General features: G+C 67.8%; 14 protein-coding genes. 7 read left to right on the plus strand and 7 right to left on the minus strand.

Translation table 11 applies throughout. The features are described 5' to 3' along the window. The first annotated feature begins 24 nt into the window (after positions 1-24). The 5 genes from A9D14_RS11130 (at position 25) to A9D14_RS11150 (ending at position 4,859) form a co-directional block, all read left to right on the plus strand. Positions 25-1,281, plus strand: coding sequence for a hydrolase (locus A9D14_RS11130; protein WP_066846414.1), 1,257 nt, complete (start codon positions 25-27; stop codon positions 1,279-1,281). Next, positions 1,278-2,297: an arginine N-succinyltransferase gene (locus A9D14_RS11135; RefSeq protein WP_066846416.1), complete on the plus strand. Its 1,020-nt coding sequence runs from the start codon at positions 1,278-1,280 to the stop codon at positions 2,295-2,297. The genes A9D14_RS11130 and A9D14_RS11135 overlap by 4 nt, the downstream gene beginning before the upstream one ends. A gap of 10 nt (positions 2,298-2,307) precedes the next feature. Next, on the plus strand, positions 2,308-3,555 hold the full coding sequence (locus tag A9D14_RS11140) for an N-succinylarginine dihydrolase (RefSeq protein ID WP_066846419.1): 1,248 nt from the start codon (positions 2,308-2,310) through the stop codon (positions 3,553-3,555). Between the two features lie 108 nt (positions 3,556-3,663). Then, a complete protein-coding gene (locus tag A9D14_RS19835; protein WP_066846422.1) occupies positions 3,664-3,978 on the plus strand; it encodes a hypothetical protein in 315 nt (104 codons plus the stop codon). A 95-nt stretch (positions 3,979-4,073) separates the two neighbouring features. Beyond that, positions 4,074-4,859 carry an acid phosphatase gene (locus A9D14_RS11150; protein WP_066846426.1) on the plus strand — a complete coding sequence of 262 codons (786 nt, stop codon included), beginning with the start codon at positions 4,074-4,076 and terminating at the stop codon, positions 4,857-4,859. A 10-nt stretch (positions 4,860-4,869) separates the two neighbouring features. On the opposite strand, the gene A9D14_RS11155 is transcribed toward A9D14_RS11150, so the two are convergent. The 3 genes from A9D14_RS11155 to metX all read right to left on the minus strand — a co-directional run bounded on the left by A9D14_RS11155 (position 4,870) and on the right by metX (position 8,243). Further along, complete coding sequence (locus A9D14_RS11155; protein ID WP_083987875.1) at positions 4,870-6,390, minus strand: replicative DNA helicase; 1,521 nt, start codon at positions 6,388-6,390, stop codon at positions 4,870-4,872. Between the two features lie 106 nt (positions 6,391-6,496). Then, the gene (metW, locus tag A9D14_RS11160; protein WP_066846429.1) at positions 6,497-7,087 is read right to left on the minus strand and encodes a methionine biosynthesis protein MetW; all 591 of its coding nucleotides are present in this window, start codon (positions 7,085-7,087) and stop codon (positions 6,497-6,499) included. Between the two features lie 16 nt (positions 7,088-7,103). Next, complete coding sequence (gene metX / locus A9D14_RS11165; protein WP_066846432.1) at positions 7,104-8,243, minus strand: homoserine O-acetyltransferase MetX; 1,140 nt, start codon at positions 8,241-8,243, stop codon at positions 7,104-7,106. A 115-nt stretch (positions 8,244-8,358) separates the two neighbouring features. On the opposite strand from metX, the gene A9D14_RS11170 reads away from it, so the two are divergent. Continuing rightward, entirely contained in the window at positions 8,359-9,483 is a 1,125-nt protein-coding gene (locus A9D14_RS11170; RefSeq protein WP_066846435.1) for a pyridoxal phosphate-dependent aminotransferase, read from the plus strand. Beyond that, a complete protein-coding gene (locus tag A9D14_RS11175; protein WP_066846439.1) occupies positions 9,480-10,478 on the plus strand; it encodes a prephenate/arogenate dehydrogenase family protein in 999 nt (332 codons plus the stop codon). Before A9D14_RS11170 ends, A9D14_RS11175 begins: the two co-directional genes overlap by 4 nt. On the opposite strand, the gene A9D14_RS11180 is transcribed toward A9D14_RS11175, so the two are convergent. The 4 genes from A9D14_RS11180 to ftsE form a co-directional block, all read right to left on the minus strand. Further along, positions 10,466-11,176: a lysophospholipid acyltransferase family protein gene (locus A9D14_RS11180; RefSeq protein WP_066846442.1), complete on the minus strand. Its 711-nt coding sequence runs from the start codon at positions 11,174-11,176 to the stop codon at positions 10,466-10,468. The two genes, A9D14_RS11175 and A9D14_RS11180, sit on opposite strands and share 13 nt — an antisense overlap. Before the next feature lie 11 nt (positions 11,177-11,187). Then, positions 11,188-11,718 (minus strand): YdcF family protein, encoded by a 531-nt coding sequence (locus A9D14_RS11185; protein WP_066846445.1) that lies wholly within the window; start codon positions 11,716-11,718, stop codon positions 11,188-11,190. Positions 11,719-11,797: 79 nt separating this feature from the next. Beyond that, entirely contained in the window at positions 11,798-12,784 is a 987-nt protein-coding gene (locus tag A9D14_RS11190) for a cell division protein FtsX (protein WP_232468519.1), read from the minus strand. Between the two features lie 5 nt (positions 12,785-12,789). Then, positions 12,790-13,512, minus strand: a complete 723-nt coding sequence (ftsE, locus tag A9D14_RS11195) for a cell division ATP-binding protein FtsE (protein WP_066848996.1) — start codon at positions 13,510-13,512, stop codon at positions 12,790-12,792. Positions 13,513-13,562 lie beyond the last annotated feature (50 nt).

Raw genomic sequence — 13,562 nt, forward strand, 5'->3', positions numbered from 1 at the left:
CGGCTGAACTACCTCTTGTTGCATATGAAACGAGAGGACACATCGCCGATCAGCGCCGAGCAGGCCGCCATGCTGGAACGCATCGATCCCGCCCGCATGCTGGAGCGGTGCTGCACGTGGAGCGCGATCAACAGCGGGACCGGCAATCTGGACGGGCTGGCGCGGCAGGCCGCCCTGCTGGCCGAGTGTTTCGCCCAGCTTCCGGGCGAGGTCCGGCTGGAGGAGCCCGCCCCCGTCAGCGCCATCGACGCGGCAGGCCGCGAAGTCGCGCTGGAACGCGGCCAGCACCTGGTGCTGTCGGTCCGGCCCGAAGCGCAGCGGCGCGTGCTGCTGACCGGGCACATGGACACGGTCTTTCCCGCCGATCACCCGTTCCAGTCGATCCGCGAACTGGAACCCGGCGTGCTGAACGGCCCCGGCCTTGCCGACATGAAGGGCGGCATCGCCGTCATCGCCGAGGCGCTGATGGCGTTCGAGAGCAGTCCGCTGGCATCCATGCTGGGCTATGATGTGATGATCAATGCGGACGAGGAAGTGGGCAGCCAGTCCTCCGCCCCGCTGATCGAGCGGCTGGCGGCCGGCAAGCTGGCCGCGCTGACCTATGAGCCCGCGACCATGCCCGACGGCACCATGGCGGGTGCGCGCGGTGGATCGGGTAATTACTCGGTCACCTTCACGGGCCGCTCTGCCCATGCGGGACGTAATCCGCAGGACGGACGCAATGCCATCGTCGCCGCCAGCGACCTGGTGCTGCGGCTTAAGGCGATGCAGCGCGACGAACTTCCGATTAATCCCGCGAAGATCGAGGGCGGCAGCGCCAACAATGTGGTGCCCGATCACGCGGTGCTGCGCTTCAACATCAGGCCCAGATCCCCAGAGATCGCCGCTGAGTTCGAGGCGCGGCTGCCGAAGCTGCTGGCCGAGATTGCGGCGCAGCACGAGGTGGAGACGCATCTGCACGGCGGCATTTCGCGCCCGCCCAAGCCGATCGACCGCCAAGCCGCGCGGCTGTTCGCACTGGTCGACGACAGCTCGCGCGCACTGGGGCTGGTCGCGGCACGGCGCGATACCGGCGGGGTGTGCGACGGCAATAATATCGCGGCCTGCGGCGTGCCGGTGGTCGACACGATGGGCGTGCGCGGCGGGTCGATCCACTCGCCCGAAGAATATCTCATCGTCGAATCGCTGGCCGAGCGGGCGCGGCTGTCCGCGCTGGTGCTGCACCGGCTGGCATCGGGCGACCTCGACGGCGCCGATCTCGACCCTTCGGAGGACAGATGACCCATATCATCCGCCCGTCGCGTCCCGACGATCTTGAAGCGCTTTACGAAATGGCCAAGCTGACCGGTGGAGGGTTCACCAACCTGCCGCCCGACCGCGCTGCCCTGACCGCCAAGCTGAACGCCAGCGCGCGCGCGTTTTCGCGGCCGATGGAAGGCGAAATCGGCAACGATCTGTTCGTGCTGATGCTGGAGGATGCGGAGACAGGACGGATCCTGGGCACCTGCCAGATCTTCAGCCGGATCGGCGGCGATTTGCCGTTCTATTCCTATCGCCTGACCACGCTGACGACCCACAGCCGCGAGCTTGACCGGACCTTTCGCAACCAGATGCTGAACCTCGTCACCGATCTGGAAGGGTCGAGCGAGGTGGGCGGGCTGTTCCTGCATCCGGGTGCGCGCGCGGGCGGGCTGGGCATGCTGCTGGCGCGCAGCCGCTACCTGTTCATCGCCATGCACCGCGCGCGTTTCGGCGACCGTCTGCTGGCCGAACTGCGCGGCGTGGTCGACGCGCAGGGCAATGCGCCGTTCTGGGACGGGGTGGCGGGGCGTTTCTTTGGCATGAGCTTTCGCGACGCGGACGAATTCAATGCGCTGCACGGCAACCAGTTCATCGCCGACCTGATGCCCAAGAACCCGATCTATGTGGACATGATCAGCGACGAGGCGCGCGAGGCGATTGCCGTCACCCACGAAAGCGGCCGCCCCGCGCGCCGCATGCTGGAGGCCGAAGGCTTCCGTTTCGAGAACTATGTCGACATCTTCGACGCGGGGCCCACGATGATCGCGCGCACCGATCAGGTGAAGACCATCGCCGAGACCCGCCCTGCGACGCTGGCCGCCAACCCGGCGGCGAAGGGACAGCGCGCGCTGGTCGCGGCAGGGGAACTGCAGGATTTCCGCTGCGCCGTGGCGCGCGTCGAAACGCTGGATGACGGCATGCTTGCGATTGACGCGGAGGCGGCCTCGGCGTTGAAGCTGAACCCCGGCGACCGCCTGTGCTGGGCACCCCGATAAAGGACCATCCATGCTGCGCGAGATCAATTTCGACGGGATCGTCGGCCCTTCGCATAATTACGCGGGGCTCAGCCTGGGCAATCTGGCCGCCACGCGCCACGCGGGCGACACCGCCTTCCCGCGCGAGGCGGCGCTGCAGGGCGTCGCCAAGATGCGGCACAATATGCGTCTGGGTCTGGCGCAGGGTTTCCTGCTGCCGCTGCCGCGCCCCAATCCGGGGTTCCTCGCCGATGTATGCGCGGTGGGCGATTTCGACCCCGCGCTGACCGCGATGGCATGGTCGGCCAGTTCGATGTGGACCGCCAATGCGGCCACCGTCTCACCCGCGCCCGACACCGAAGACGGGCGCTGCCACCTGACCGTCGCCAATCTGGTCACCATGCCGCACCGATCGATCGAATGGCCCGATACGCTGCGGCAACTGCGCACGATCTTCGCCGACAGCGCGCATTTCGCGGTGCATGGCCCGGTGCCGCCGACCTTCGGCGACGAAGGCGCGGCGAACCATATGCGGATGGGCGTCTCGCATGGCGAGCCGGGGATCGAGATCTTCATCTATGGCCGCCCCGGTGGGCGCTTTCCCGCGCGCCAGCACGAGCAGGCGTTCCGCGCCATCGCGCGCCGCCACGGGCTGGACCACGCGCGCTGCATCTTCGCCGAGCAGGCCCCCGCCGCGATCGAGGCGGGCGCGTTCCACAATGACGTGGTGGCGGTCGCTAACGAGAATGTGCTGTTCTGCCATGAACAGGCGTTCGCCGACCGGGACGCGCTGTTCGCCGCGATCCGCGAGAAGCTGCCCGCCGCGCAGATCGTCGAGGTTCCGGCCAGCGCGGTCAGCCTTGCAGAGGCGATTTCGAGCTACCTCTTCAACGCGCAGCTCGTCACCCTGCCGGAGGGGGTGCAGGCGCTGATCGTGCCGACCGAAGCGTGGGAAAACAAGCCGGTACGCGCTTTTCTGGACGCTATGATCCAGGGTAATGGCCCCATCCGCAAGGTGCTGCCGGTGGATGTGCGCCAGTCGATGGCCAATGGCGGAGGCCCCGCCTGCCTGCGGCTTCGCGTGGTCGCGGACCCCGCCCGCATCGACCCGCGCTTCATGCTGGACGAGGACAAGGCAGGCCTTCTTGAGAGCGTGATTCGGAGCCATTGGCCCGAGCGGATCTCTTCAGCCGAAATAGGCAGCGAGGCGCTGGCGGACCAGGTTCGCGATGCCCGACAGGCGCTGTGCGAGGCGCTGGATCTCAAGGAACTTGGTTAACGCTTTTGCGGGGAACCGGAGCAAAGGTTACCAAGTTGTTAACCCGAGGACTCGCCCCAAGGCGAAACCGCAACCGCCCAGAGGATCGAGAGAGGGAGACGCCCCGCCTTGTTCGCCGCCGCCAAACTGAAGAAGCTGGGCCGCCTGTTCGTGATCAAGACGCGCGTCGAGGTCTATATGGTCACCTATGCGCTGGGGCTGGGTGCGGCAGAGCGCGGGATGCATTACCTCGACCAGTATCCCGGCTATGGCGGCTATCTGCTGATGCTGGCGTGCACCGGCTCGGTTTTCATGGCGAGCGCCAAGATGCTCGACTGCGTGAAGCTGGAGCGCGAGAAGGCCGAGGCCGAGGGTGCCGTCACGGCGCCCGCCGGCACTGGAAGCGCCGCCGGAAGCACCGCCACAGCCATTCCTGCCGAATGACAGCCTGACGCGGCTTGTCGGGGGAAATACCGATGGTCCGCCTGCCCCTCCCCCTTTAGCCATGGATCCGCGGCGATCTGGCGCGGGATGGCATCATGGCAGATATCGTGAAATCGCTGATCATCGCCGCGGCATTGCTTCCCGCGGGCTGCGCGACATCATCGGGTGTTGGCGATGCGGCGACAAGCCCGCCCACCACGGTCGAGGCGGTGGGAGTCGTCAGCGAGCGGATTCCCTTACCGCGCGGGTTTCTGTCCCCCGCCGATGCGCCCGACAGTCTCGCTTTGCTTCCCCCGCCGCCCGCCGCGGGATCCGCTGCCAAGGCCGCCGACCAGCAGGCCTATGCCGATGCGTTGACCGCCCCCGATGAGCGGCAGGCCTTGGCGGCGCGCGATGCCGATCTGGGCTGGCCGGGCGTCGTCTCCTCGTTCGAGCCGATTGCCGGCGTGTCGCTGACGGACGGATCGAAACCGCATGCCGAAATGCTGCTGCGCCGTGCGATGACCGATGCGGGGCTGGCGACCTATCGCGCCAAGACGCATTACAACCGCGTCCGCCCCTTCGCCGAGAATGCTGGCCCTAGCTGCACGCCCGCCGAGGAAGAGGCGCTGCGCGGGGACGGATCCTATCCTTCGGGCCATACCGCCATCGGCTGGATGCTGGCGCTGGTGCTGACCGGACTGCTGCCCGACCGGCAGGACGCGCTGCTGCGGCGCGGATACGATTTCGGGCAGAGCCGGGTGATCTGCCGCGTCCATTGGTACAGCGACACGGTGGCGGGCCGCAATGTCGCCAGCGCAACCTATGCGCGGCTGCAGGCCGATCCGATCTTCCGCGCGCAGGCGGAACTGGCGCGGCGGGAAATCGCCGCCGCGCGCTGACGCGGGGCCCCTATTCGTAGTCGCTGTTGTAGTCGTCTTCGGCGAGGTCGCTGAAACGCGTGATGCGCGGTTCGAACCGCAGGCGCACCTTGCCGGTGGCACCGTGGCGCTGCTTGGCGACGATCAGCTCGGCCAGGCCGAACACGCGTTCCATTTCCGCTGCCCATGACGCGTGGGCTTCGTGCACCTTGGCCTCATCGGTTTCCAGCGGACGCTTCGGCTCGCGCGAGGCGACGTAGTAATCCTCGCGGTAGATGAACCAGACCATGTCGGCATCCTGCTCGATCGAGCCCGATTCGCGCAGGTCCGACAGCATCGGGCGCTTGTCGTCGCGCTGTTCGACCGCGCGCGATAGCTGCGACAATGCGATCACCGGCACCTGGATTTCCTTGGCCAGCGTCTTCAGCCCGCGCGAAATCTCGGAAATCTCGTTCACGCGGTTGTCGTTGGCGCGGCCCGAACCTTGCAGCAGCTGCAGATAGTCGACCACGACCAGCCCGATATTGTGCCGCCGCTTCAGCCGCCGCGCGCGGGCACGCAAGGCCGCGATCGACAGGCCCGGCGAATCGTCGATGAACAGCGGAAGCTCGTTCAGTTCCTGCGATGCGCGCGAGAGCGCCTGGAAATCCTCGCGGCTGATCTTGCCCATGCGCAAATTGTGCGAACTGATGCCCGAATTCTCGGCCAGGATACGCGTGGCGAGCTGGTCCGCGCTCATCTCAAGGCTGAAAAGCGCGACCGCCGCGCCGACCGATTCCTCTTCGCTGATGCCGTCGGCCAGATCGCGGCGCAGCCGGTTCGCGGTGTTGAACGCGATATTGGTCGCCAGCGACGACTTGCCCATGCCGGGACGGCCGGCCAGGATGATGAGGTCGGAATTATGCAGCCCGCCCGTCTTCTCGTTGATCGAGGTGAAGCCGGTGGTGGTGCCCGAGACATGGCCCCCGGAATTCAGCGCCTGCTCGATCATCTTGATCGATGTGCGCGTCGCATCGGCGAAGCTTTGCGTCTCGCTGCCGGTCGATGCGCCTTCGGCGACCTTGAACAGCGAGCTTTCGGCCCGCTCGATCTGCTGCATCGGCTCGACCGTTTCGGACGTGTCCATCGCGTCGGTCACCAGCTGGCGGCCGACCGAGACGAGTTCGCGCAGCAGCGCGAGGTCGAACACCTGCTGTGCCAGTTCCTTGGGCGCGAGCAGCGCATGCGGATCGGCGGTCAGCCGCGCGAGATAGGATATGCCGCCCAGTTCCCTGAGCGCCTCGTCCTCCTCGAAATAGGGTTTCAGCGTCACCGGCGTGACCACCGCCTTGCGGTCGATCAGCACCATGATCCGTTCGAAGATGCGCGCATGCAGCGGTTCGAAGAAATGGTCGGGGCCAAGATTGACCGGCAGTTCTTCCAGCACCCGGTTGTCGATCAGCACCGCGCCCAGGAAGGCGGCCTCCGCCTCGACGTTCGAAGGGAGCGCGCGCGGGACGGCATCCCGGTCGGCCAGGGAAATGGTGAGGGGAACGGGGTCGTACTGATTCATAGCGCAGCGTAATGCCTATCACACCGGCCCGCATCAAGCGGCGCGGCGAAGCGATTTATCCACCCCCTGTGGGGAAGCGTGGAACCTGATGTGGAGCGCGGTTTCGCTAGCGCCGGGCGAGCTGGAACACCGCATGTTCGGCGCGCAGGTTGGCCGCGGTGGACGAGGTGACGCGCCCGCCTTTCAGGAACCAGCTGCGCTCCACCGCCAGGCCCAGCCGGCCCGCCAGCGCGCGGAAATCGTCGATCGTGACATGGTGGATATTGGGCGTGTCGTACCAGGTTTCGGGCAATAGCCGGGTGACCGGCATGTGACCGCCGAACATCAGGCTGGCACGCACCCGCCAATGGGCGAAATTGGGAAAGGACACGAAGCCGCGCGGGGCGATGCGCAGCAATTGTTCGATCACCAGGTCGGGGCGGCGCGTGGTCTGCAGCGTCTGCGACAGGATCGCCACATCGACGCTGTTGTCGGGATAATAGGACAGGTCGCTGTCGGCATCGCCCTGCAGCACCGAAAGCCCGCGCGATACGCAGGTCGCGACATTGGCGGGCTCGATCTCAAGCCCGCGCGCGTCGCAGCCGCACGCGACCAGTGCAGCCATCAGCTCGCCGTCGCCGCAACCGACGTCGAGCACGCGGCTGCCGGGTGCGACATGGCGGGCGATCACGGCGAGGTCGGGCCGAAGGGAGGCCATCAGAGGGAACCCATCATCACAGAAATCCGGCGATCACCCGGTCGAGCGCGGGCACGTCCAATAAGAAGCTGTCATGGCCGAACGGCGCGGACAGTTCGACGAAGCTGACCGGCGCGCCCGCCGCGTTCACCGCATGGGCGATGCGCCGCGATTCGCTGGTGGGATAGAGCCAGTCGGTATCGAAGCTGACGAGGCACATGCGCGCCTTCAGTCCCGCGAAGGCTTCGGCTAGGTTACCAGGTTTTCCATGGGCGCCATGTTCTTCCGCCAGGTCGAAATAATCCATCGCCCGCGTGATATAAAGATACGAGTTCGCATCGAAGCGGTCGGTGAACGACAGCCCCTGGTAACGCAGGTAGCTTTCCACCTGGAAATCGGCGTCGAAGCCAAATGTCTTCGTCTCGCGGTCCTGCAGGCGGCGGCCGAATTTCTCGGTCAGGCCCTGCTCCGACAGATAGGTGATATGGGCCGCCATGCGCGCCACGGCGAGACCGCTTTCGGGGCCGACCTTGCGCGGATCGTCCACCGCTTCGGAGTAGTAGTTGCCGCCCTTCCATTCGGGGTCGGCCATGATCGCCTGCCGACCAACCTCGTGGAACGCGATGTTCTGCGCCGAATGCCGCGCCGCGGACGCCAGCACCAGCGCCGCGCCGAAACGGTCGGGCCAGTTCGCCGCCCAGCTGAGCACCTGCATCCCGCCCATCGATCCGCCGACCAGCGCGTGCAGCCGGTCGATGCCCAGATGGTCCACCAGCGCCACCTGCGCGCGCACCATGTCGCGAATGGTGATGACGGGAAAGCGCATCGCGAACGGCGCGCCGTCCTCCGCCGCGCTCGACGGGCCGGACGAACCCATGCAGCTGCCGATCACGTTCGAGCAGATGACGAAGAACCGGTCGGTGTCGATCGGCAGCCCCGGCCCCACCACGCGCTGCCACCATCCCGGCTTGCCGGTCTTGGGATGCGGGCTGGCAAGATGCTGGTCGCCCGTCAGCGCATGGCAGACCAGGATGGCATTGTCCTTGGCCGCGTTCAGCCGCCCGTATGTCTGATAGGCGATCTCGACCGGCGCAAGGCTGCGCCCGCTGTCGAGCAGCAGCGGCTGCGCCATGGCAAGAACATGGCTCTCGGTATGGATCGCGGCGGTATCGGCCATGCGGGCGCGCTTGGATCGAAGCGTGCGTTCTGTCAACGACAGCGATCGGGCCTGCCGCCCGAATTCGCCAAATGCGCGATTGGCGAAACCAGCGCGGGAAGCTAGAGCGCAGCGCATGAGCACCGACAGCCGCCAGCCCGCCCCCACAGGCCCTCGCATGAAGCCGTGGATCGAGGCGATCCATGCCTATGTGCCCGGCAAGTCGGCAGGCGCGGACGGCAAGCCGCTGGTGAAGCTGTCGGCGAACGAGAACCCGCTGGGTACCAGCCAGAAGGCTCTGGCGGCGCGCGGCGGTGCGGCGGGCCCGGCGGTCTATCCCGATCCCGACAGCAAGGCGCTGCGCGCGAAGATCGGCGAGATCCACGGCCTTGACCCGGCGCGGATCGTCTGCGGCACCGGCAGCGACGAGATCCTGAACCTGGCGGCGCAGGCCTTCGCGGGTCCGGGGGACGAGATCATCCATGTGCGCTATGGCTTTGCCGTCTACGACATCGCCACGCGGCGCTGCGGGGCGACCCCGGTCGTCGCGCCCGACCGCGATTACGGCACCGATGTCGATGCGCTACTGGCCTGCGTGACCGGCAACACCCGCGCCGTGTTCGTCGCCAATCCGAACAACCCCACGGGGCGCTATATCGGCGCCGAGGAGATGGCGCGGCTGCATGCCGGATTGCCAGCCGACGTGCTGCTGGTGATCGACCAGGCCTACGGCGAATATCTGGCCGAGGGCGAGGACGACGGCGGCATCGCGCTGGCCAGGGCGCATGACAACGTGCTGGTCACGCGGACCTTTTCCAAGATCTATGGCCTTGCGGGCGAGCGGATCGGCTGGGGCTTTGCCGCCCCCGGCATCGTCGATGCGCTCAACCGGATTCGCGGGCCGTTCAATGTCACTTTGTCGGGCCAGGCCGCGGCGCTGGCGGCGCTGGACGACCAAGATTTCGTCCGGCAGTCGCGTCAGGCCAATGCCGCCAGCCGCGCGCGTTTCGTAAGCGAGGTGGAATCGCTGGGCAATCACGGTCTCTCTGCCGTAAAGAGCGAGGCGAATTTCGTGCTGGTGCTGTTCGGCGGCGCGCTGAGTGCCGAAGCCGCGCAGGACGCCATCGCGGCGGCGGGCTATGCGGTGCGGCATTTGCCGGGACAGGGCCTGCCCCATGCGCTGCGCATCACCATCGGCACCGACGCGCAGATGGACGACATAGTCGCCGCCCTGCGCGACGCCGCGAAGGCCGCTTCGTGAGCGAGGACCGGTTCCAGCAGGTCGCGATTATCGGGCTGGGCCTGATCGGCGGCTCGATCGGTCTGGCGACCCAGGCCGCGCTGCCCGGCACCCGCGTCACCGCCTATGACACGGATGAAGGCGTGCGGATCCGCGCGCGCGAACGCGGACTGGCGCATGAGGTGTTCGACGACATTCGCGGCGCGGTGGCCGACGCGGATCTCGTCGTGCTGTGCGTGCCGGTGCGCGCGATGGGCGAGACAGCGGTGGCTTTAAAGGGCGCGGTAAAGCCCGAGGCGGTGATCAGCGATGTCGGATCGTGCAAGCAATCGGTGGCCGGCGCGATCGCCGCTGCGCTGCCGGGCCAGCCGCTGGTCCCCGCGCATCCGGTTGCGGGTACCGAACATTCGGGGCCGGACGCGGGCTTTGCGACATTGTTCCGCAATCGCTGGTGCATCCTGACCCCGGCCCAGGACACGCCCGCCGACGCGGCCCGGCGGACCGGCGACTTCTGGACCGCGCTGGGCGCGAATGTCGAGATCATGGACGCGCGCCACCACGACCTTGTGCTTGCCATCACCAGCCATGTCCCCCACCTGATCGCCTATACCATCGTCGGCACCGCGTCGGATCTGGAGGACGTGACCCGCAGCGAGGTGATCAAATATTCCGCCGGCGGCTTTCGCGACTTCACGCGCATCGCCGCCAGCGATCCGACGATGTGGCGCGACGTATTCCTGTCGAACAAGGAAGCCGTGCTGGAAGTGCTGCAACGCTTCAGCGAGGACCTGTCGGCGCTGCAGCGCGCGATCCGGTGGGAGGACGGCGACGCGCTGTTCGACCATTTCACCCAGACCCGCGCGGTGCGCCGATCCATCATCGAGGAAGGGCAGGACGACGCGCGCCCCGATTTCGGACGCCGCGACCATGGTGCGAACGGAGGGGGTGCGAATGGGGCGGGTGCGAACGGGGGGGACGCGACGGGGGGCGCGAGCGGCGGCGATCAGCCGGGCTGATCGTCCGCGCGGTAATTCGCGTTCAACGCGTTGATCGCGTCGCGCACGCGGTTTTCCACCTCGATCCGGTCAAGCCCGGGGGGGATCGCCTCGCCGATGCGATAGGTGATGGTGCCGCGCCGTTTGGGCATCTGGTGATACAGCCTGCCGCTATCGACCGCGACCGGCACCATCGGCAGGTTCAGCAGCCGGTAGATGCCGTACAGGCCCGACTGCATCCGCGGCGACGTGCCGACATCGACCCGCGTGCCTTCGGGAAACAGCGCGAAATCGCGGCCCGTCGGCTTCACTATGTCTGCCGCGCGCTTCATGTCGCGCAGCGCCGCCGCCCCGCGCGAACGGTCGACCGGCACCACGCCGTAGCGCGCCGCCAGTTCGCCCCATAGCGGGATGCGGATCAGCTCGATCTTGGCGAAGGGCACCGGATAGCGCGGCAGGAACGTCGGCAGGTCGATAGCCTCGAAGAAGCTTTCGTGCCGCAGCACGTAGAACGCCTGCCCCTCTGGCCGCTTGCCCTCGATCCGGATGGTGATGCCCAGCAGGCGAGTGACGCACCAGCGGTGGAACAGCGACCACCCCTCGGCCACATGCATCAGCCCGGTGTGCGAGAAAACGCCCGCCGCCGATGCTGCCAGCACGAATATGAGCGATCCGGCATAGAAGATGCCCGCGAACACGATCGTGCGAAGCCATGCCATCCCGCCGGTGCCTAAAGGTCGAACAGGGCCGCGACCCAGCCGATCAGCAGCTTGTGATATTCAAGGAACAGCATCGCCAGCGAAGGCTCGGTATGCACCGCGTCGCGCAGGATGGTGACGTCCGAGCCGACCTGCCGGCGCAGGTCCGACGCGGCGCGCCGCATGTGATAGTCGGCGGTGACGAGGCGGATGCTTGTCACGTCGTTCGCCGCGATCCAGGCCGCCGTTTCCTCGGCATTGGTGCGGGTGTCGACCGCGTCATAGCCCAAAGTGATGCAGCAGCGCATCAGCCGGGCGGGAATGTCGAACTGGGCGGCAAGCTCGGCGTCCTTCACCTCGCGCCCCACGCCCGAGACCAGCATCGCCGGGCTCCAGCCCTCGCGCAGCGCCTCGACCCCGCGTTCGATCCGGCCCGCGCCGCCGGTCAGCACGACGATTCCGTCCGTCTTCTCGTCACCAGCGGGACGGGGAGGAAGCGCGGCGAACCAGATGAAGCCGATCGCCCATACAAGCAGCAGGAAGGACAGGATGCGGCGGATCATGACCAGCGGGCTTTAGGGCGCGCGAGGCGGCTGGGCAATCGCCGCGATGCAGATGTCGTCAGTTCAGCATTGCGCGCGGTCAGACCATGCGGCGCAGCGTCGCCAGCACGGTCAGCCGCGCGGTGACCGCCGCCAGCGCGGTCGCCATCGCCGGGATCAGCGCCAGCAGCAGCCAGTGCAGCGGGTGCAGCCCGCCGGCCGCTTCCCCCGCGGCGCCCGGCCCCAGCGCCGTGAAGCGCCCGCCCAGCCCGGCGATCACCACCACCGCCACGACGAAGCCCGCCGCGCCGCCGATGCCCGCGCCCACCATGGCCGCGCGCTGGAACAATTGCGCCACCTGCCGGTCCGCCGCGCCCAGCAGGTGCATCAGCTCGATGATGTCGCGATTGGCGGCCAGCGCGCTGCGGCTGGCCAGCAGCACCGCCGCCAGTGTCGCCAGCGCCAGCAGGCCCACCAGCGCCAGCGCCAGCCATTGCATCGCCTCGATCGCCTGGCCCACGGGCGCCAGCCAGCCGGTATCGGCATTGACCAGCGCATCGGGAGCGGTCCCGGCGATCCGCGCGCGCAGGCCGTCCAGCGCCGCCGGGTCGGCGGGGCCGGACAATTGCACCTCGATCAGCTCGGGCAGGACCAGCAGGCTGTCGTCCGCACCGCCATCGGCCCCGCTTTCATCTAGCCCCAGCTCCCCCAGCCACGGTTCGATCAGCGCGGCACGTTCGCTGGGGGGCAGGCGGCGCAGCGTTTCCACGCCGTCGCTGCCGGAAAGCGCGTCTACCACCGCCTGCGCCTGACGCGCCGCTTCGGCTTCGGGCGGGCCGGCGATCTGCACGGTCACCCCGCCCGCCAGTTCCTGCCCCGCCGCCGCCGCGATCGAGCCGAGTGCCAGCCCGCCCGCCGCCGCGATCACGGTCAGCGCGGTCATGATCGCGATCACCCACGGCACCGGCCCGGCGATCGCGCGCTGCTTGATGATCGGGTCCGACCCTGCCCGCAGCGACCAGCGCGCCGGATCGACGTTCAGCGACGACAGTCGCGTACGCAGCCCGTGCCGGCCGGGAGACCACACACCCCCTACCATGGCTCGCCATTCTCTTCGGACGGCGTCCAGCTTTGCGGCGGATTGCGCAGCGCGCCGGTCGGGTCGGTCAGCCGCCCACGCTCCAGCCGCATGACCGATGCGTCCTTCATCCGTCCCATCAGCGTCATGTCATGCGTCGCCAGAACCACCGTGGTGCCCAGCCTGTTCATCGCGCCGAACAGCCGCAGCAGCCAGACCGCCATGTCGGGATCGACATTTCCGGTCGGCTCGTCCGCGACCAGCAGGTCGGGCCGGGTGATGACGGCACGGGCGATGGCGACGCGCTGCTGCTCGCCGCCGGACAGCGTTTCGGGCCGCGCATTGCGGCTGGCGGACAGGCCTACCCAGTCGATCATGTCGTCGACGGGGCCGGTCATCTCCTCCTCGCTCACCCCGCCAAGGCGCAGCGGCAGGGCGATATTGTCATAGACCGTCAGATGCGGGACCAGCCGAAAATCCTGGAACACCACGCCGATGCGCCGCCGCAGCGCGGGCCGGGCCGCCCGCGGCAGATTGGCCGCGTCCTCGCCGAACAAAGTCATTTCCCCGCGCGACGGGCTTTGCGCCAGATAGAGCAGCCTGAGCAGCGAGGTCTTGCCCGCGCCCGAGGGGCCGGTGAGGAAATAGAAGCGCCCTCGGTGCAGCTGGAACGAGATGTCGGACAGCACCTCGCGCTCGGTGCCATAGCGCAGGCCCACGTTCTCGAACCGCACGATGGGTTCGCGCGGGGATTGCGGTTCGCGCGGGGGTTGTGGATGTGCGGCCC

The organism is Croceicoccus marinus (assembly GCF_001661675.2).
Lineage (GTDB): Bacteria > Pseudomonadota > Alphaproteobacteria > Sphingomonadales > Sphingomonadaceae > Croceicoccus > Croceicoccus marinus.

Excerpts from the sequence above, each read along its gene's own strand:
- A9D14_RS11150 (WP_066846426.1), top strand. The coding sequence starts at position 4,074 with ATGGCAGATATCGTGAAATCGCTGATCATCGCCGCGGCATTGCTTCCC.
- A9D14_RS11140 (WP_066846419.1), top strand. The coding sequence starts at position 2,308 with ATGCTGCGCGAGATCAATTTCGACGGGATCGTCGGCCCTTCGCATAAT.
- A9D14_RS11180 (WP_066846442.1), bottom strand. The coding sequence starts at position 11,176 with ATGGCATGGCTTCGCACGATCGTGTTCGCGGGCATCTTCTATGCCGGA.
- metW (WP_066846429.1), bottom strand. The coding sequence starts at position 7,087 with ATGGCCTCCCTTCGGCCCGACCTCGCCGTGATCGCCCGCCATGTCGCA.
- A9D14_RS11130 (WP_066846414.1), top strand. The coding sequence starts at position 25 with ATGAAACGAGAGGACACATCGCCGATCAGCGCCGAGCAGGCCGCCATG.
- metX (WP_066846432.1), bottom strand. The coding sequence starts at position 8,243 with ATGGCCGATACCGCCGCGATCCATACCGAGAGCCATGTTCTTGCCATG.
- A9D14_RS11170 (WP_066846435.1), top strand. The coding sequence starts at position 8,359 with ATGAGCACCGACAGCCGCCAGCCCGCCCCCACAGGCCCTCGCATGAAG.
- A9D14_RS11185 (WP_066846445.1), bottom strand. The coding sequence starts at position 11,718 with ATGATCCGCCGCATCCTGTCCTTCCTGCTGCTTGTATGGGCGATCGGC.
- A9D14_RS11155 (WP_083987875.1), bottom strand. The coding sequence starts at position 6,390 with ATGAATCAGTACGACCCCGTTCCCCTCACCATTTCCCTGGCCGACCGG.
- A9D14_RS11135 (WP_066846416.1), top strand. The coding sequence starts at position 1,278 with ATGACCCATATCATCCGCCCGTCGCGTCCCGACGATCTTGAAGCGCTT.